Below are 17,096 nucleotides of genomic sequence, written 5' to 3'. Positions count from 1 at the left end.
TCTCTATTCAGCGGCCGCCAGACCGCTGCCCTTGGGCTCGGCCTGACTGGTTCGGACAGGGGGTGAAAGGGGGAAGATCAGGCACACGCGGGCGCCGTTGAGAGTCTCGGCGTCTGCGAGTTTCAACTCGCCCCCGTGGTCCTCGCAAATGCGCTTGACGATGGCCAGGCCAAGGCCCGTGCCCTTCTCGCGCGTGGTGACATAGGGCTCGGTCAGGCGATCGCGATCCCGCACCGGCAGGCCCTTGCCGTCGTCCTCGATGATGAAGGTGGCGGTCGCGTCATCGACCTCCAGCCGGGCGAGGATGGCAGTCGAGGCGTCGTCGGGATCGGCCAAGCGTCGCGCCGCGACGGCTTCGCCCGCGTTTTTCAGGATGTTGGTCAGGGCCTGGCCGACCATGCGTCCGTCGCATCTCATTTTGGCTTTGGGAAGCGGTTCGACCAGTTCCACTGGCAAGTTCGGGGCCGCGACACGCTGGGCGAAGACAGCCTCACGCAGCAGTTCGGCGGGGTTCTCGTTCGTGAACCGAGGCGCGGGCATGCGGGCGAAGGAGGAGAACTCGTCGACCATGCGGCCGATGTCGCCGACCTGGCGGATGATGGTCTCTGTGCAGCGGTCGAAGACCTCCACGTCGTCGACCTTGGTCCGGTACTTGCGGCGCAGACGCTCGGCCGAGAGCTGGATGGGCGTCAGGGGGTTCTTGATCTCGTGGGCGATGCGGCGGGCGACGTCGCGCCAGGCGGCGTTCCTCTGGGCCGTGACTAGGCGGGTGATGTCGTCGAAGGTCAGGACCATTTCGCCGCCAACGCCGCCCTCTATGCGGACGCGCAGACGCCGGGTCTCCCCTTCGCGAGCGACGTCGATGTCTTCCTCGATGTGAGCCTCGACCCGGCCGACGAGTTCGCTGAGTTCCGGCGCGATGGCGGCCAGCGACTTACCATGCACGTCTAGCTCGGAGATCGACAGGAGCTGCAGCGCGCTGTCGTTGATGGCGGAGATGCGGCCGCGCTTGTCCAGACCGATCACGCCGGCGCTGACGCCGGACAGTACGGTCTCGATGAAGCGGCTGCGGTCCTGCGCCTCCTCGCTGGCGGTCTTCAGTGCGGCCTGTTGGGTTTCGAGGTCGCCGGTCATGCGGTTGAAGGCGTCGGACAGGGTCTTGATCTCGCCGGGCGCGCCCTCCGGATCGACACGGGCCGACAGGTCGCCGCCGGCCACCTGATCCGCCGCCTTCACCAGACGGCCGATGGGGGCCGAGATGGCGCTGGCCGCCGACATGCCCAGCCATACGGCGCCGACGAGCACCAGCAACGCGGTTTCCAGATAGCTTAGCGCGAAGGCGGCCTGGATGCGGGCGCGGCTTTCCTCGGCCAGCTGATAGGCCTGTATCGACTCCACGCCGTTGCGCATGCGGGCGATGATGCCGGGCGCGAGCGGGCGGACGACGTAGAGGTAGGCGTCACCGTATTCTGGCAGGGGATAGAGGGCGCGGACCGTGTCTGGGCGTTCGGTTACGGCAACGGGCGCTTCCTCGCCCTCGGCGGCGGTTTCGAGCGCCTCGCGCGGCGGGGCGACATAGGCGGGCGCGCCCTCCATGACGCCCTGGGCCAGCACCTCGCCGTCGCCGTTCAGGATGTAGACGGCCGGATAGCCGAAGTAGCCCGCGATCTGGCTCAGGGCCTGAGAGAACTGGATGCGATTGTCGAAGGCGTCGCGGATGCCGCCGAGCTCGATCGACATGGTCTCGAGGTCGGCATTCAGGCCGTCGCCCACGTCCGCAACATAGGCCTCGCCGATCCGGGCCCCGTTCTCGACGGCGGAGCTGACGTTGTCGCTGAACCAGCGGTCGACGCCGCGGTTGACCAGGACGCCGAACACCAGGGCGATCGCCACGGCCGGGACCAGGGCGACCAGAGAAAAGATGGTCACGAAGCGGAGGTGCAGACGGGCGCCCGGATCCTCGCGCCGTCGGCGGGACAGCTGCATGACCTGGAGGCCGACCACGGTCGCCAGGCCGGCGATCAGGACGAGGTTGGCTGACAGGATCGCCAGCACGGCCCGGCTTGCGGCGGCCTGGGCGTCGCCGCCCCCGGCCTCGGGCGCGACGGCGACGATCCAGATGGCGGCGGCGGTGATCAGGACGGCGATGACATAGGCCGCGACGAAGGCGGCACGGGCGCGACCCGCGGCAAGCCGATCCCACAAGGTGGGTCGGGCCTCTGTGGCCTCAGCAGCGGTCGCTGTGTCCGACATCACTCCACAGCTTCGGCGACCTGTGGTGTTTTTTCAACAGCGGAGTTGCCGGGAAGCGTCAGTGACACCGGGGACACATCCCAAAGCGCAGCCAGTTCATCGGCGACCTGGCCCGGATGGTCCAGGCGGCACAGGCGGGATTTGGCCGCGCGGCGGTCCAGCGGATCGGCGGGCCAGGGGGCCTGCTCGACGTACCAGCCAAGGTGCTTGCGGAACATCTTCAGGCCCAGACCGGGTCCGTAGAAGTCGAGCGAGGCCTGCATGTGCTCGATCACGATGGAGCAGCGTTCCTCGCGATCAGGCTCTTGAAGCCGGGTCCCGTCGCGGAGCGCCCGCTCCAGATGGGCGGCCAGCCAGGGACGGCCATAGACGCCGCGTCCCAGCATCAGGGCGTCGGCGCCGGAGCGGTCGAGGGCCTCCCTCGCCTCCTCGGCCGTGACAATGTCGCCGTTGACGATCACGGGGATGGAGACGGCCGTCTTGACGTCCCCGACGGCGTCCCAGTCGGCGCGGCCCGTGTAGAACTGCTGGCGCGTGCGGCCGTGGACGGTGACGGCCTTGACGCCGAGGGCCTCGGCGTTCGCGGCGACCTCGGCGGCGTTCTTGCTGGCGTCGTCCCAGCCGAGACGCATCTTGACGGTGACTGGGCGGGACGTGCCCTGAACCACGGCATCCATGATGCGGCCGGCGAGATCGGGCGTACGCATCAGAGCCGAGCCGGAGGCGGCGCCGGTGACTTCCTTGGCGGGGCAACCGAAGTTGAGGTCGATGATATCGGCGCCGGCCGCCTCGGCCATGCGAGCCCCTTCTGCCATCACGGCGGGGTCACGGCCGACCAGCTGGATGACGGTCAGGGGCAGGCCTTCGCCCACAGCGGCCCGGCGCACGACATCGGGACGCCCGCGCGCGAACTCGGCCGAAGCCACCATCTCCGTCGCCACATAGGCCGCGCCCAGACGGCTGGCGAGCCGCCGAAACGGCAGGTCTGTGACGCCGGTCATGGGCGCCATCAACACCCGGCCAGGGATGGTCACGTCTCCGATCTGAAGGGTGTGCGTCATCGCCGCCGTCGTGTCGCCAAGCCTCGCCTCTCGTCAACCGGCAAGATGGCCCCTAGAAGGCGGCGCATGATATTCGCGGGCGTGGTGGTGGCGGCGGGCTCGGGCTCGCGCGCCGGGGGCGACAAGCAGTGGCGGCCGCTGGGCGGCAAGCCCGTGGTGCGCTGGTCGGTGGAGGCGCTGCTGAACGCCGGGGCCGCGCCGGTCGTCGTGGTGGTCGCTCGCGACAGCCTGGGACGCGCCGCAGAGGCGCTGGCGGGGTTGAGCGGCTGGATCGCCGTCGCCGGCGGGGCCGAGCGGGCGGATTCTGTGCGAGCCGGCCTTGCGGCGGTGGACGCAGCCGAGACCACGCCGGTTCTGGTGCATGACGCGGCGCGCCCCCTGCTGGGCGAGGCGGTGATCTGTCGCCTGCTGGAGGCGCTGCCGGGCGCGGACGGAGCCATCGCCGCCCTGCCCGTTTCCGATACGCTCAAGCGCGGCGGCGAGCGGATCGAGACGACTGTTGACCGTGCCGGACTGTGGCGCGCCCAGACGCCGCAGGCGTTTCCGCTGGGGCGGCTTCGCGCCGCCTACGCGGCCTGGCCCGCGGGCAAGACGCCGACCGACGAGGCTGCGGTCGTCGAGCGCGACGGCGGCGTCGTGCGACTGGTCGAGGGCGATCCGCGCCTGATGAAGCTCACCTACCCCGAGGATTTCGCCATGGCCGAGGCCCTGCTGCCCCGTCAGATCCGCGTCGGCACCGGCTTCGACGTCCATCGCTGGGGGCCGGGCGAGGCGGTGTGGCTGTGCGGCGTGGAAATCCCGCACGACCAGACCCTGATCGGCCATTCAGACGCGGATGCCGGGCTGCACGCCCTGACCGATGCGCTTCTGGGAGCCATGGGCGACGGCGACATCGGCGACCATTTCCCGCCAACGGACCCGAAGTGGAAGGGCGCGGCCTCGGACCAGTTCCTGATCCATGCCGTAGAGCGGCTTCAGGCGCGCGGCGGGCGGCTTGTGAACGTCGACGTCACCCTGATCTGCGAGCGCCCCAAGGTGAAGCCGCATCGTCTGGCCATGCGCGAGCGACTGGCGGCAATCCTGGCATTGCATCTGGACGCCGTCAGCGTGAAGGCGACGACGACCGAGATGCTGGGGTTCACCGGCCGGGGCGAGGGTCTGGCGGCCCAGGCCGTGGCGACGATCGAACTGCCCGCGTGAGCCCTACCGCCGCGCGTGCCGCCAGAGGGCGCCGACAAGGTTGACGTAGTCGTCGGTCCAGGGCTGGACTTCGGTGTCAGCGATGACCTGCCAGCGGCCGGTCTGGCGGAACTCGGTCAGGCCTTCCTCGGTGGGCGACAGGATCAGGGCTTCGGTCGAGGCGTCGGCCATATCCGGGCTGGCGTCGCTCTCCTGATAGATCTGGTGCAGGTTCGGAACGCGAAGACGCTGCGCCGCCGCTGCCGTTGGCAGGGTGATGTCGAGGTTGCGGTTCGACAGGTGCAGGATCACCACGCCGTCGGGCTTCAGCAGGTTCAGATAGCCTTGGATGGCCTCGACCGTCAGCAGGTGGGTCGGCACGGCGTCCGATGAAAAGGCGTCGATCAGCAATAGGTCGTATGAACCCGCTGCCTCGTGGCCAAGCGTCAGTCGCGCGTCACCGAGAACCGTACGAACCGGTCCGGCCGCACAGTTGGAAATGAAGGTAAAGTTGTCCGGGTCGCGCGCCAGTCGATCGACCAAGGGATCGATCTCGAAGAAGGTCAGGCGATCCTCTGGCCGCTTGTAGCCTGCCATGGCGCCGGTCCCCAGGCCGACGACGCCCATGTTGATCCCAGGCGCGCGCTGCTGCACGGCCTGCGTCACCTGACCGATCGGGGTGTAGGGCGAATAGTAGAGGCTGGGCATGCAAGCGAAGTCGGGATTGCGCGGTTGTGCACCATGCAGCGTGGTCCCGTGCATCAGGACGTGAACCTCGCCGCCCAGACGCGGGTCCTGGGTCGTGCCGATGCGCATCACGCCAAAGAAGCTGCGGTCCTGAACCTTGGCCTCGTAGCCGCGGGCGATATAGGCGGTTGACAGTGCGATCATGGCGGCGATGGCGACGTAAGCCGGGGTACGGTCGCGCAGCAACAGACCCGCGATCAGGGCGACGGTCAGCACCATCTGCGTTAGCCGCGGCATGTCGCTGGTGATGGTGTTGCTGAACCACCAGGCGAAGTCCCAGTCGACGCGGAACATGGCCGAAAGCACGGGCGGCGCGATGCAGACGACGGCCGCCAGCACGAACAGATAGACCTCGGTGTTGCGGATCGGCGCGCGGCTCAGCGGACGGGCCAGCCCGACCAGAACCAGCATCAGCGGGTATTCCCAGACGCCGTCGAAGATCACGGGCGCGAGCAGGGCCGTGAACGCCCCGCCCACGACACCGCCGACCGACAGCAGGAGATAGAACTCGGTCAGACGATCCGGCCGGGGGCGACGCTCGGCCAGGCGCTGGTGGCACATGAGGGCCAGGAAGAAGAAGGTCGTCAGGTGCAGACCGAACAGCATCAGCCAGTCGCCGGTGCGGAAGGCGGTGAAGACGAGGCAGGTCAGGCCAAGCGCAGCCGAGATGACCAGGGTGATCGGCAGCGGGATCAGAGGCTTGTTCTGGAAGGCGATGACGAAGGTCAGGAGGTAAAGCCCGAGCGGGGCGACCCAGAGGAAGGGGGCTGAGGCCACGTCGGTCGACAGGTGCGTGGTCACGCCCAGCATCAAGCTGGCGGGCGCGGCGGCGAGCAGCACCCAGGCGAACTTTTCCTTCCACTGGATCGGTGCCGTTCGTTCGAGCGGCGCGGCGTCGATGGTCCCCTGCCCCTTGCGCCAGGCGACGGCGGCGAGCGCGACAACCATCAGCACAAATACCGCGTAGCCTCCGCTCCAGGTCGCCCGCTGGCCCGACAGGGTCATCAGCGGCTCGATCAGGGCCGGATAGGCGACTAAGGCGAGGAAGCTGCCGAGGTTGGAGGCGGCGTAGAGCACGTATGGGTTCTGTCCGTCGGCATGACCGGAGCGGACGCGGGCGTACCAGGCTTGAAGCAGGGGTGCGGTCGCCGACAGCACAGCAAAGGGTGCGCCAATTGAGATGGCCAGCGTCGTCAGCAGCCACGCGATCGGCGCGGAGGGGTCGGGATCGCCCAGCAGGCCGCTGATCCGTAGGGGCAGAAACAGGGCTGCCAGCAGAAGGAGCGCTAGATGCACCGCCATCTGGACCTTCATCGAACTGATGCGCTGGAGCCCGTGGGCGTAGGCGTAGCCCGCGAGCAGCGCGGCCTGGAAGAAGACCATCGCCGTGTTCCACACCGACGGCGAACCGCCGAGCACCGGCAGGACCAGCTTGGTCGCCATCGGCTGGACGGTGAAGACCAGGGCTGCGGAGGTGAATATGGCCAGGGCGAACAGGCCCGGCGTCAAACGGTCCGCGCCGCCGCTGTAAAGCTGACGAACGTCGTCCGCACCCACGCTTACGTCACTCATGCCTGCTCCGGTCGCGCCGACCGGTCGACAGACCCGAGCGCCCGGCCCATGTATCGCCATTCCCGGCCGCTTCGGAAAGCCCCATGTTCCCCGACGACATCGCCGACCTGGCCGCCGCCGTCATTGCCGCTGCAATGGCGCGAGGCTGGACGATCGCGACCGCCGAAAGCTGCACCGGCGGGCTGGTGACGGGCGCCCTGACGGCAGTGGCGGGATCGTCGGCCGTGGTGGATCGAGGCTTTGTCACCTATTCCAACGCCGCCAAGACCGACCTGCTGGGGGTAGCCAAAGAGATGCTGCAAGCGAATGGGGCGGTGTCGGAGCCCGTCGCTCGTGCGATGTCCAAGGGCGCGCGGGAGGCGGCCGGGGTTGACTTGGCGGTCTCGATCACCGGCATCGCCGGCCCCGGCGGAGGTTCGACCGAAAAGCCTGTGGGTCTCGTCCATTTCGGTTGCGCCTCGGCGTCGGGCATCGTGCACGAACGTCGGGTCTTTGACGGTTTGAATCGGGAAGGCGTTCGGCTGGCTTCTACCCGAGTAGCGCTAGGTCTGTTGCTCGCCGCCTGCGAGGCCGGATGAGCGCACTTCTGACCATCGACGCGCGCGGCCATCGCTGTCCGGTGCCGACGCTGAGGCTGCGGAAGGCGCTGGCGGAAGCCCCAGCGGCCGGGCGCGCCGTGCTGCTGGCGACCGATCCGATGGCGCGGATCGACGCGCCCTATCTGATGCGGGAACTGGGCGGGTACGTGGTCGACATCGTCGAGGCCGACGGCGTCCTGACCATCACCGTCGAGAGGCCCGCCGCTCCGACAGGTTGACGATTGCGGCGGTTGTTTCCGTTCCTTCGTCGTCGAAATCAGGGGCACCGCGCGCGCGCTTGGCGATCTCCATCTCGGTGGCGAAGGCCCCGCCGTAGAAGATGGCGTTGACGTTCCACGACAGCCAGATCAGCAGCACCACGACCGCGCCGACCGAGCCGTAGGTGGCACCCAGCGGGGCGATCTGCTCGACATAGATTGCGCAGAGCCAAGACGAGATCATTGAAAGGATGGTCGCCACCGACCCGCCCGCCAGCGCCGGAACCCAGGCCACTGGCGTCCGATGCGACATGGCATACCGGTAGAGCATGGTCAGCCCCATGCCGAGTCCAAGCGCCGGAACCAGACCGCCCAGCGAGAGCCCACCGCCCGCAGTCTCACCCGCCGTATGCTGAAGCAGCCGCCCGGTCACGACCGCGCCCGAGATCACCGTGAACAGGGCAAAGGCGAACAGGGCGACAAAGAAGGCCAGCAGGTTGAACTTGAGGAAGCCGTGCGGCTCGGTCTCGTCGTGGATCAGGTTCAAGCCGGCCAGCAGGGCCTTGAACCCCCGGTGCGCGGCATAGGCGCCGACGACGAGGGCGAAGGCGCTCTGGAAGGAAACGGTGCGTGCCGACGCGTTGGTCAGCCGTTCCACCTCGGCCTGGAAAATGGCTCTGGCGGCATAGGGCATGACGTCTGCGAGCGCCGCAGCCTGCTCGCTGACCTGACCGATCGAGAGCACGGCCTTGTAGAAGCCGATCAGAATGGCGATCGCCGGAAACACAGCCAGCAGGGCGAAAAAGGAGACGCCGCCCGTGTAGAGCATGACGTCGCGGCCCCAGCTGCGCGCGAAAGCCCGGCCTGACAGGCGCATCCAGTAGCCGGGGGTAGCGATGTCCGTCCGTTGTCCGCTCAAACCGGTTCCCGCCACAGCCCCCCTGCGCGGCGGCACCCTAGCGCATATCGTCTGTCATGGAAGCCTCACATTACCGAGAGGGTCTTCGCCTGTAGGGGGTATTGCGCATTGCGCCCGGTGGCGCCGGATCGGTATGCTCCAGGCGCGTCGCGGACGCGGCCCCGGCTGGGGGGCCATTGGGGGATGGCCGACTTGCTTTCTGATCCACGTGTTCTGGTCGTCGCGCAGACCGACGACAGGATCGGGGCCCTGTGCCGGGGCCTCGACGGGCTCGGCTGGCGCACCATGACGGCGCGAACCGGCGGCGCGGCCGTGGCGGCGCTGGGCGACTTCAAGCTGGAAGCGGCCATCATCGACGCCGACCATCCGGAAGTCGCCGCCCTGCCCGATGCCCTGCGGCTGGCCGCCGGCGCGCGGCGTCTGCCGGTCGTGTCAATCGGTTCAGCCGTGGCCGACGACGGCATCGACCTGGCGATGGCCGACGCGCCGCATCCGACGCAGCTCGGGTTGCGGCTCGAGCAGCTGGTCCGCGCGGCCATCACCGAGGAAGAGTTCCGCCTGCGTCGCCAGACATTGGCGCTGCACGGGGCCTCGCTGGACGCGGGCGATCCGGACGAAAGCCCGGTACGCATCCTGATCGCTGGAGCGCCCGATCACCGCTTCATCGGCCTGTCCAACACCCTGACCCAGGCCGGGGCCGAGATCGTGGCGGCGCCCACGCCCTACACCGCTTTCGACTATCTGCACGAAAGCCCGTTCGACGCGGCGGTGCTGTGGGGTGCGCCCGACCATGCGCCGGCGCTGAGCATCGCCTCCGGCATGAAGCGGAACACGCGGCTCTATCACATCCCGCTGGCCCTCTATCTGCGCTCCGAAGGCGAGATCAATCTGGGCGAGCTCTACAATCGCGGCTTCTCGGAAGTCGCCGCCGCCTCGACGCCGGAACCGGACATCGCCGCCCGCGTGCTCGCGCTGGCCCACACCCACCGCCGCCATTTGGCGATCCGCAAGGCCCTGGAAGGCGCGCGAGGGTCCGGCGTCATGGACCCGACAACGGGCCTGTTCACTCCGACCCTGTTCGCCAGCCATCTCGGCCGGGTGGCCGAGGCCGCGACGGCGCGGCGGCGACCGCTGTCGATCTGCGTGCTGAAGGTGTCGGAAACCGAAACGCTGGGCCATGCCCGGCGCGGCGGCTGGCTGGATCGCGCCATGCCGCAGATCGGGGCGATGGTGTCGCGACTGGTGCGGGTCGAGGACACGGCGGCTCGCCTGGCGCCGGAAGTCTTCGCCCTGGCCCTACCTGCCACGCCGGGCGCCGCCGCGCGGCTGGCGGCCGAGCGGATCGCGGCGGTGATCGGCTGCACGGCCTTCGACGCCGGTCCGGACCGCTCGCCGTTCGTGGTCGAGTTCCGCGTCGGGGTGGCCGAGCTGATGCCGGGCGAAAGCGCGGCGGCCGTTTTGGAACGCGCCTCGGCCGACCTGCACGCCGTGCGGGCGGCCTAGGCCCCCGCCACCCGCGCCAGGTCGGTCGTGATGCGCTCGGCGACCTTCAGACGGTCCTCCGGCGTCGGCCAGTCGCCCTTGACCACGATCTTCTGATCCGGCCGGATCTTCCAGCTGGCGTGGTTCTTCTGGATGAGGCCGACGAGGCCCGCGGGATTGGGGAAGCGGTTGTCGCGCAGCGTCAGGACCGCGCCCTTCGGCCCGATGTCGATGCGCTCGACGGAGGCCGTCTTGCAGTTGGCCTTGATGCCGACGATGCGCAGCAGCTGCCTGGCCTCGTCCGGAAGAGGCCCGAAGCGGTCGATCAGTTCCGCGGCGAGGGCCTCGCGGCTCTCGGTGTTCTCGGCGTCGGACAGGCGGCGGTAGAGGCTGAGGCGGACGTTCAGGTCCGGGACGTAATCCTCTGGAATCAGGACGGCCGCGCCGACGTTGATGGCGGGCGACCAGCCCCGGTCGACGCTGCCCGCCTCGCCGTTGGCGCGCAGTTCGGCGACGGCGTCCTCCAGCATTTGCTGATAGAGCTCGACGCCGACCTCGCGGATGTGGCCCGACTGTTCGTCGCCCAGCAGATTGCCGCCGCCGCGCTGATCCAGATCGTGGCTGGCCAGCTGGAAGCCGGCGCCGAGGTTGTCGAGCGACTGGAGCACCTGCAGTCTCCGCTCGGCCGACAGGGTCATGGGCTTGTTCGGATCGGTCGTCAGATAGGCGAAGGCGCGGGCCTTGGACCGCCCGATGCGCCCCCGGATCTGGTGCAGCTGGGCTAGGCCGAACATGTCGGCCCTGTGCACGATCAAGGTGTTGGCGGTCGGAATGTCGATGCCGCTTTCGACGATGGTGGTCGAGACCAGCACGTCGTAGCTGCCGTCGTAGAATGCGCTCATCACGTCTTCGAGCTGGGTCGGGCTCATCTGGCCGTGGCCGACGACGAACTTGATCTCGGGCACCTGGACGCGGAGGAACGCTTCGATGTCGGGCAGGTCCGACAGGCGCGGACAGACGTAGAAGGCCTGGCCGCCGCGATACTTCTCGCGCAGCAGGGCCTCGCGCACCATCACCGGATCCCACGGCGCGACATAGGTGCGGACCGCCAGACGATCGACCGGCGGCGTGGCGATGATCGACATCTCGCGGATGCCCGACAGCGCCATCTGCAGGGTGCGCGGAATGGGCGTGGCGGTCAGCGTCAGCAGGTGGACGTTGGCGCGGAGGCTCTTGAGCTTCTCCTTGTGCTTGACGCCGAAGTGCTGCTCCTCGTCGACGATGACGAGGCCCAGGTCCTTGAAGCCGACCTGATCGGACAGCACCGCATGGGTGCCGACGACGATCTCGAAGCTACCGTCCTTCAGGCCCGCACGCGTCTCGGCCGCCTCCTTGGCCGTGACCATCCGCGACAGGTGCCGCACCTTGATCGGCCAGCCGGCGAACCGTTCGCTGAACGTCTTGAAGTGCTGACGCGCGAGGAGCGTCGTCGGACAGACGATGGCCACCTGTTGCCCGCTCATGGCCACCACGAAGGCCGCTCGAATGGCCACCTCGGTCTTGCCGAAGCCGACATCGCCGCAGATCAGGCGATCCATCGGCGACCCCTTGCCCAGGTCCTCCAGCACGTCGCCGATGGCGTTCAGCTGGTCGTCGGTCTCCTCGTAGGGGAAACGGGCGCAGAACTCGTCGAACAGGCCCTGCGGCGGAGTGATCGCGTCGCCGGTCTTGAGCGCGCGTTTGGCGGCCAGAGCGATCAGGCCCTCGGCCATGTCGCGCAGCCGCTGCTTGGCCTTGGCCTTCCTCGCCTGCCAGCCGGCCCCGCCCAGACGATCCAGCTGGACGTCGTCGGATTCCGCGCCGTATCGGGTCAGGAGGTCAATGTTTTCAACGGGCAGATAGAGCTTGCTGTCACCCGCGTAGAGAAGCTCGAGGCAGTCGTGCGGCGCCTCCTGGATCTCCAGGGTCTTCAGCCCCTCATAGCGGCCGATGCCGTGGTCGAGGTGGACGACGAGGTCGCCGGTCGTGAGCGCCGAGGCCTCCGCCAGGAAATTCGACGCCCTGCGCTTGCGCTTGGGCCGCGCGAGGCGGTCGCCGAGGATGTCGGTTTCGGAGATGACGGCGACGTCGTCGGTGACGAAGCCGTGCTCCACCGACAGGACGGCGCGCAGGAACAGGTCCCTGGACGCCGCCTGCACATCGGCCCAGTCGCGGACGGCGACGACTGGCTCCAGACCGTGGTCGGACAGCATGACGCCGAGACGGTCCGACGAACCCTCCGTCCAGCTGGCGAACAGGACCTTCTTGCCCTCGGCCTTGAGCTTGCCGGCATGGGCGGCGACGGCCTCGAACAGGTTGACGCTGTCCTGGGCGCGTTCGGCGGCGAAGGTGCGACCCAGCCGACCGCCCGCGTCCTCGGCTCCGCCGTCGAACGGGCTGAAGCGCCGGACGGACCGACCGGCGAGCGCGCCGTTCCATTCCTCCTCGGGCAGATACAGACGCTCCGGCGGCAGGGCACGATTGGCCCCTCCGCCCTTGGCTTTCGACGCCTCCTGACGGGCTTCGTAGGCGTCCTTGGTCAGGTTCCAACGGTCGGCGCGGGCGGCGTCGGCTTGATGATCGACGAAGATCGAAGCCCGATCTGGCAGATAGTCGAACAGGGTCTCCAGCCGGTCGTAGAGAAGGGGCAGCCAGTGCTCGAACCCCTGACGGCGGCTGCCTTCGCTGACCGAGGCGTACATCGGGTCCTCGCCGGGCGCCCCGAACAGGTTGAGATAGCTGCTGCGGAAGCGGCTGATGCTGTCGGCGTCCAGCAGGGCCTCGGACACCGGCGACAGCGAGACCTCGCGCAGCTGGCCGGTCGAGCGCTGGGTCTCCGGATCGAAGGTGCGGATCGATTCCAGCTCGGAGCCGAACATGTCCAGTCGCACGGGCTCGGGGAAACCGGGCGGGAAGACGTCGACCACCCCGCCACGCACGGCGAACTCGCCACGGTCGCTGACGGTCGAGGCGCGGACATAGCCGTTGATGGCGAAGTAGGTCTCCAGCGCCTGGAGGTCGAGATCGAGCCCGACCACGGCCTCGAAGCCAGCGGCGCAGGTGATCTCGCGCGGCGGCGTGCGCTGCATGGCGGCGGCGACCGTGGTGACGACCAGCAGGGGCTCGCGCGCATCGGCCTCGCGCCGGGCCAGCGTCGTCAGCGCCGCCATGCGTTCGGCGGAGACGCCGGATGTCGGGCTGAGCCGGTCATACGGCAGGCAGTCCCAGGCCGGAAACTCAAGAACCTGAACGTCCTTGGCGAAGAAGCCGAACGCCTGCTTGAAGGCCGTGGCGCGCGTGGCGTCCCGCGCCACGAACACGGCGACGCCGCTGGACGCCTTCAGCCGCTCGGCGATGACCAAGGCATCCATGCCCTCGGGCGCCCCGCCCAGGGTCTGGTCCGTGCGACGTTCGATCTGGGTCCCGTCCATCAGCCCGCTCCCTCGGCGACCGCGGCTGAGACATGGGTGCGCATGAAGGCGCGCAGGCGGGTTATCAGCGGGGTCTCGTGCGGCGGGGGCGTGGGCCTGGTCTCGATGATCCAGGCGTAGAGGTCGTGGTCGTCCTCGGCCAGCAGAGCCTCGAAGGCGTCGAGTTCGGCGTCCGACAGAGCCGCGCCCTCGGCCTCCATGAAGGGCCCGAGCACCAGATCGGCCTCGCGGAAGCCCCGACGCCAGGCGCGGAAGGTCAGCCGCCCCAGCCGCTCGCGGCGAGGATCAGAGGGTGTTTCGGCGCGCGCGTCGTGTTCGGCCACAAGAATCCTTGCCCGGTCCATCATTCCAACAAGCCGTGGCAGATAGCGTTCCCCTGCCCGTTTCGCCAGCGTCGCCGCGACCGCTATGGTCGCAGGCGATGCGCCCGGAGATTCTGTTTCCCCTGTTCGCGGAGGTCGGCTCGCTGAAGGGCGTCGGTCCGCGCACCCTGCCGCTGGTGCAGAAGCTGGCCGGGCCGCTGGTGCGCGACGTGCTGTTCCTGGCGCCGACGGGGGTGATCACGCGCCGTCGCACCACGGCGATTGATGCGGTGGAAGGCCAGGTCGGCGTGTTCGACATCGTCGTCGATCGCATGGTCGCCCCAAACCGGCCGGGCGCGCCGCTGAAGGTGCGAGCCAGCGACGACACCGGCTTCGTCCACCTGATCTGGTTCGGCGGCAGCCCCCAGCACATCGAGCGCCAACTGCCGCGCGGCGAGCGCCGCCTCGTGTCGGGCAAGGTCGAGCGCTACAACAACGAGGTCCAGATCGTTCACCCCGACTGGATCGTCCCGCTGGACAAGGGCGAGGAGATTCCGGCGGTCGAGCCTGTCTATCCGGCGACGCAGGGGATCACCTCGCGGCAGGTGCGCAAGATCGCCCTGTCGGCGTTGGCCGCCGCGCCCGAGTTCCCGGAGTGGCAGGACGCCGCATGGCTGGCGAAACAACGGTGGCTCGGCTGGCGGGCGGCGATTGAGGCCCTGCATGCGCCGTCGATCGAGCTCGATCTGGAAGCCGATGCGCCGGTCCGGCAGAGGCTGGCCTATGACGAGCTCCTGGCGCACCAACTGGCTTTGGCGCGACGTCGACGGGCGCGACAGATCACGCCGGCTCCCGTGATCCGGCCGGGCGTGGTGTCGGAGGCGCTGCTGTCCGCCCTGCCCTTCCGCCTGACCGGGGCGCAGGATCAGGCGGTGGGCGAAGTCCGTCGCGACCTGGCGTCGGGCGAGCAGATGGGGCGGCTGCTGCAGGGCGACGTGGGCTCGGGCAAGACCGCCGTGGCGGCGCTGGCCATGGCCGACGCGGCCTCCAGCGGCTTCCAGTCCGCCCTGATGGCCCCGACCGAGATCCTCGCGCGTCAGCACCATCAGCGGCTCGGCCCGATGCTGGAAGCGGCCGGAGCGCCCGCGATCCTGCTGACCGGACGCGACACCCCGGCGGAGCGACGCGAGAAACTGGCGGCCCTGGCGTCCGGCGAGGCGCGGGTGGCGATCGGCACCCACGCCCTGTTCCAGGACGCGGTGCGGTTCGACCGGCTGGGGCTGGCGGTCATCGACGAGCAGCACCGGTTCGGTGTCAACGAGCGGGCCCGGCTCCAGGCCAAGGGCGATCCGCGGACCGGCGGCGTCCATCTGCTGACCATGTCGGCCACGCCGATCCCGCGCACCCTGGAGCTGACCCAGTACGGCGAGCTGGACGTCAGTCGCCTGACGGAGAAGCCGCCCGGCCGCACGCCCGTGGCCACCGCCGTCCTGCCGCTGGCCCGCATCGGCGAGGTGGCCAAGCGGCTGAAGGCGGCGGTCGAGAGCGGGGCGCAGGCCTACTGGATCTGTCCGCTGGTGGCCGAATCCGAAGCCGTCGATCTGGCGGCTGCGGCGGCGCGCGCCGTCGATCTGCGCCGCCTTCTGGGCGCCGAGGTCGGTCTCGCGCATGGCCAGATGCCGGGAGCGGAGCGGGAAGCCGTGATGGCCGACTTCGCAGACGGCCGCCTGCCGGTGCTGGTCGCCACGACCGTGGTCGAGGTCGGAGTAGACGTGCCCAACGCCTCCATCATGGTCATCGAGCACGCCGACCGCTTCGGCCTGGCCCAGCTGCACCAGCTGCGCGGCCGGGTCGGCCGGGGGGCCAAGGCCAGCGCCTGCATCCTGCTCTACGGCGGCGAGGATGGCGGCTTGGGCGAGACGGCGCGCCAGAGGCTGGAGACGCTGCGCCGCACCGAGGACGGCTTCGAGATCGCCGAGGAGGATTTCCGGCTGCGGGGCGGCGGCGATCCCTTGGGTCTGAGGCAGAGCGGATTCCCGGCCTATCGCTTCGCCGATCCGATCCGACACCGGGCCCTGCTTCTGGCTGCCGCGGACGACGCGCGCTTGGTGCTTGGCCGCGACCCCGATCTGCTGTCGGAGCGCGGCAAGGCGATCCAGGTGCTGGAGGCGCTGTTCGACTGGAAGACCGAACGAGCGGCGCTGGACTAGCCCGCGTTGGAGGCCATCCAGACGTTCAGGCGTCGCTCAACGTCAGACTCAATATCGGCATAGAACAGATTGTATTGGCGCGCTTTCCTCCGATCCGCCCAGTCGCCGACCTCGCGGAAAGATTCGGTCGTCAGCTCGGTGTGGCGCAGGATGCCGTCTCGGCATTGGGTCGCCACCGCCCGGTCGATGAAGGCGGGCCGCACGCCCCACTCCAGCCCCGTGGCGTTGGCGGCGCCGTGGTGGCGACGCGCGGGCACGGCGGATCCGTCGGCGGCCCCGCTGACCGGGTTGACGCAAAGCGCCGGACGCCCCGCGAGGTCCACCAGACGGCCGTTGCCGTTCCAGATCAGGGCCCGACGCAGGCGGCGCTGGGCGGCACCGTCGTTCTTCTCGTCCACGCCAGACCAGGCGACGACGCAGCCGATGCTGGTGGCGGTGGCGCAGGCGGGCAGTGACGGCGACAGGGGATCGCGCGCCACGATGACGTCCATCAGATAGACGGCGGCGACCCGTTCGCTCAGCGCCGGATCGGGCGCGATCCGCTCGCGCACCAGACGGTCGATCAGCTCCCCGCCCTGCTCAACACCTGCCAGCACCAGCGGTCCCGTCGGATGCGCCGCCAGCCAGGTGTCAAAAGCGGTCAACACGTCGCCATAGGCGAAGGCCCGAGCGTCGCGCGCGTCGTCCCGCAGCGTCAGCCGCGTGTAGAGCGAGGCCTGACGATAGCGCGGAGCGCTGACGGAGCCGGTCCGCGCGAAGGGGCCCGCGTAGTTCGGAAGAACGACGCGCTGGAGATAGGCGTCCGCGTCGGGGTCGCCGATCAGACCGTTCCATTCCTTGCCGCCGTCATAGGTGGTGGAGTGCAGGAAGAAGACGGCCGCTGGCCCCGCGCCTGGCGTACGCACATCGCGGAGGGCCCAGGCGGTCGCGTCCGCGTAGTCCGGCGCGGGCGGAGGGTCATAGGTCTGGAACGGGATCTGCGGGTCCAGCCCGGCCCGGAGGATGTCGCCCCGCCACACCGCCACGGCCGCCGTCAGCAGGAAGACCAGGGCGAACCCGGTCCAGCCGATCCACTGGCGTAGCGTCAGCCGGGGCAGGATCACCA

Annotated in this window: 12 protein-coding genes; 5 read left to right on the top strand and 7 right to left on the bottom strand. The window is 69.3% G+C overall.

Translation table 11 applies throughout. The annotated features are described in order from the left end of the window. Nucleotides 1-3: 3 nt before the first annotated feature. A complete protein-coding gene (locus Q333_RS0108440) occupies nt 4-2,253 on the bottom strand; it encodes a sensor histidine kinase NtrY-like (protein ID WP_029416310.1) in 2,250 nt (749 codons plus the stop codon). Then, nucleotides 2,253-3,314 (bottom strand): tRNA dihydrouridine synthase DusB, encoded by a 1,062-nt coding sequence (gene dusB, locus Q333_RS0108435; protein WP_029416309.1) that lies wholly within the window; start codon nt 3,312-3,314, stop codon nt 2,253-2,255. Before dusB ends, Q333_RS0108440 begins: the two co-directional genes overlap by 1 nt. 66 nt (nt 3,315-3,380) lie before the next feature. On the opposite strand from dusB, the gene Q333_RS0108430 reads away from it, so the two are divergent. Then, entirely contained in the window at nt 3,381-4,514 is a 1,134-nt protein-coding gene (locus Q333_RS0108430) for a bifunctional 2-C-methyl-D-erythritol 4-phosphate cytidylyltransferase/2-C-methyl-D-erythritol 2,4-cyclodiphosphate synthase (protein ID WP_029416308.1), read from the top strand. Between the two features lie 3 nt (nt 4,515-4,517). Here Q333_RS0108430 and Q333_RS0108425 read toward each other — a convergent pair whose 3' ends face one another. Continuing rightward, nucleotides 4,518-6,812: a fused MFS/spermidine synthase gene (locus tag Q333_RS0108425; RefSeq protein WP_029416307.1), complete on the bottom strand. Its 2,295-nt coding sequence runs from the start codon at nt 6,810-6,812 to the stop codon at nt 4,518-4,520. 83 nt (nt 6,813-6,895) lie between these two features. Here Q333_RS0108425 and Q333_RS0108420 point away from each other — a divergent pair, with 83 nt between their 5' ends. After that, the gene (locus Q333_RS0108420) at nt 6,896-7,390 is read left to right on the top strand and encodes a CinA family protein (RefSeq protein ID WP_029416306.1); all 495 of its coding nucleotides are present in this window, start codon (nt 6,896-6,898) and stop codon (nt 7,388-7,390) included. Then, a complete protein-coding gene (locus Q333_RS0108415) occupies nt 7,387-7,629 on the top strand; it encodes a sulfurtransferase TusA family protein (protein ID WP_029416305.1) in 243 nt (80 codons plus the stop codon). The genes Q333_RS0108420 and Q333_RS0108415 overlap by 4 nt, the downstream gene beginning before the upstream one ends. On the opposite strand, the gene Q333_RS0108410 is transcribed toward Q333_RS0108415, so the two are convergent. Next, nucleotides 7,595-8,527, bottom strand: coding sequence for a YihY/virulence factor BrkB family protein (locus tag Q333_RS0108410; RefSeq protein WP_029416304.1), 933 nt, complete (start codon nt 8,525-8,527; stop codon nt 7,595-7,597). The genes Q333_RS0108415 and Q333_RS0108410 overlap by 35 nt on opposite strands. A 192-nt stretch (nt 8,528-8,719) precedes the next feature. On the opposite strand from Q333_RS0108410, the gene Q333_RS0108405 reads away from it, so the two are divergent. Beyond that, the gene (locus tag Q333_RS0108405; RefSeq protein WP_157072422.1) at nt 8,720-10,030 is read left to right on the top strand and encodes a diguanylate cyclase domain-containing protein; all 1,311 of its coding nucleotides are present in this window, start codon (nt 8,720-8,722) and stop codon (nt 10,028-10,030) included. On the opposite strand, the gene mfd is transcribed toward Q333_RS0108405, so the two are convergent. Both mfd and Q333_RS0108395 read right to left on the bottom strand, forming a co-directional pair. After that, the gene (gene mfd / locus Q333_RS0108400) at nt 10,027-13,479 is read right to left on the bottom strand and encodes a transcription-repair coupling factor (protein ID WP_029416302.1); all 3,453 of its coding nucleotides are present in this window, start codon (nt 13,477-13,479) and stop codon (nt 10,027-10,029) included. The two genes, Q333_RS0108405 and mfd, sit on opposite strands and share 4 nt — an antisense overlap. Next, nucleotides 13,479-13,802 carry an FAD assembly factor SdhE gene (locus tag Q333_RS0108395; RefSeq protein WP_029416301.1) on the bottom strand — a complete coding sequence of 108 codons (324 nt, stop codon included), beginning with the start codon at nt 13,800-13,802 and terminating at the stop codon, nt 13,479-13,481. Before Q333_RS0108395 ends, mfd begins: the two co-directional genes overlap by 1 nt. Before the next feature lie 98 nt (nt 13,803-13,900). Here Q333_RS0108395 and recG point away from each other — a divergent pair, with 98 nt between their 5' ends. Beyond that, a complete protein-coding gene (gene recG / locus Q333_RS0108390) occupies nt 13,901-15,991 on the top strand; it encodes an ATP-dependent DNA helicase RecG (RefSeq protein WP_029416300.1) in 2,091 nt (696 codons plus the stop codon). Here the strand turns inward: recG and Q333_RS0108385 are convergent. Beyond that, entirely contained in the window at nt 15,988-17,091 is a 1,104-nt protein-coding gene (locus Q333_RS0108385; protein ID WP_029416299.1) for a DUF3089 domain-containing protein, read from the bottom strand. The genes recG and Q333_RS0108385 overlap by 4 nt on opposite strands. Between the last annotated feature and the right edge of the window lie 5 nt (nt 17,092-17,096).

Source organism: Brevundimonas bacteroides DSM 4726 (genome assembly GCF_000701445.1).
GTDB lineage: Bacteria > Pseudomonadota > Alphaproteobacteria > Caulobacterales > Caulobacteraceae > Brevundimonas > Brevundimonas bacteroides.
This window is presented reverse-complemented; position numbering and strand designations above follow the sequence as displayed.

Excerpts from the sequence above, each read along its gene's own strand:
- Q333_RS0108420 (WP_029416306.1), top strand. The coding sequence starts at position 6,896 with ATGTTCCCCGACGACATCGCCGACCTGGCCGCCGCCGTCATTGCCGCT.
- mfd (WP_029416302.1), bottom strand. The coding sequence starts at position 13,479 with ATGGACGGGACCCAGATCGAACGTCGCACGGACCAGACCCTGGGCGGG.
- Q333_RS0108440 (WP_029416310.1), bottom strand. The coding sequence starts at position 2,253 with ATGTCGGACACAGCGACCGCTGCTGAGGCCACAGAGGCCCGACCCACC.
- Q333_RS0108425 (WP_029416307.1), bottom strand. The coding sequence starts at position 6,812 with ATGAGTGACGTAAGCGTGGGTGCGGACGACGTTCGTCAGCTTTACAGC.
- Q333_RS0108430 (WP_029416308.1), top strand. The coding sequence starts at position 3,381 with ATGATATTCGCGGGCGTGGTGGTGGCGGCGGGCTCGGGCTCGCGCGCC.
- recG (WP_029416300.1), top strand. The coding sequence starts at position 13,901 with ATGCGCCCGGAGATTCTGTTTCCCCTGTTCGCGGAGGTCGGCTCGCTG.
- Q333_RS0108415 (WP_029416305.1), top strand. The coding sequence starts at position 7,387 with ATGAGCGCACTTCTGACCATCGACGCGCGCGGCCATCGCTGTCCGGTG.
- dusB (WP_029416309.1), bottom strand. The coding sequence starts at position 3,314 with ATGACGCACACCCTTCAGATCGGAGACGTGACCATCCCTGGCCGGGTG.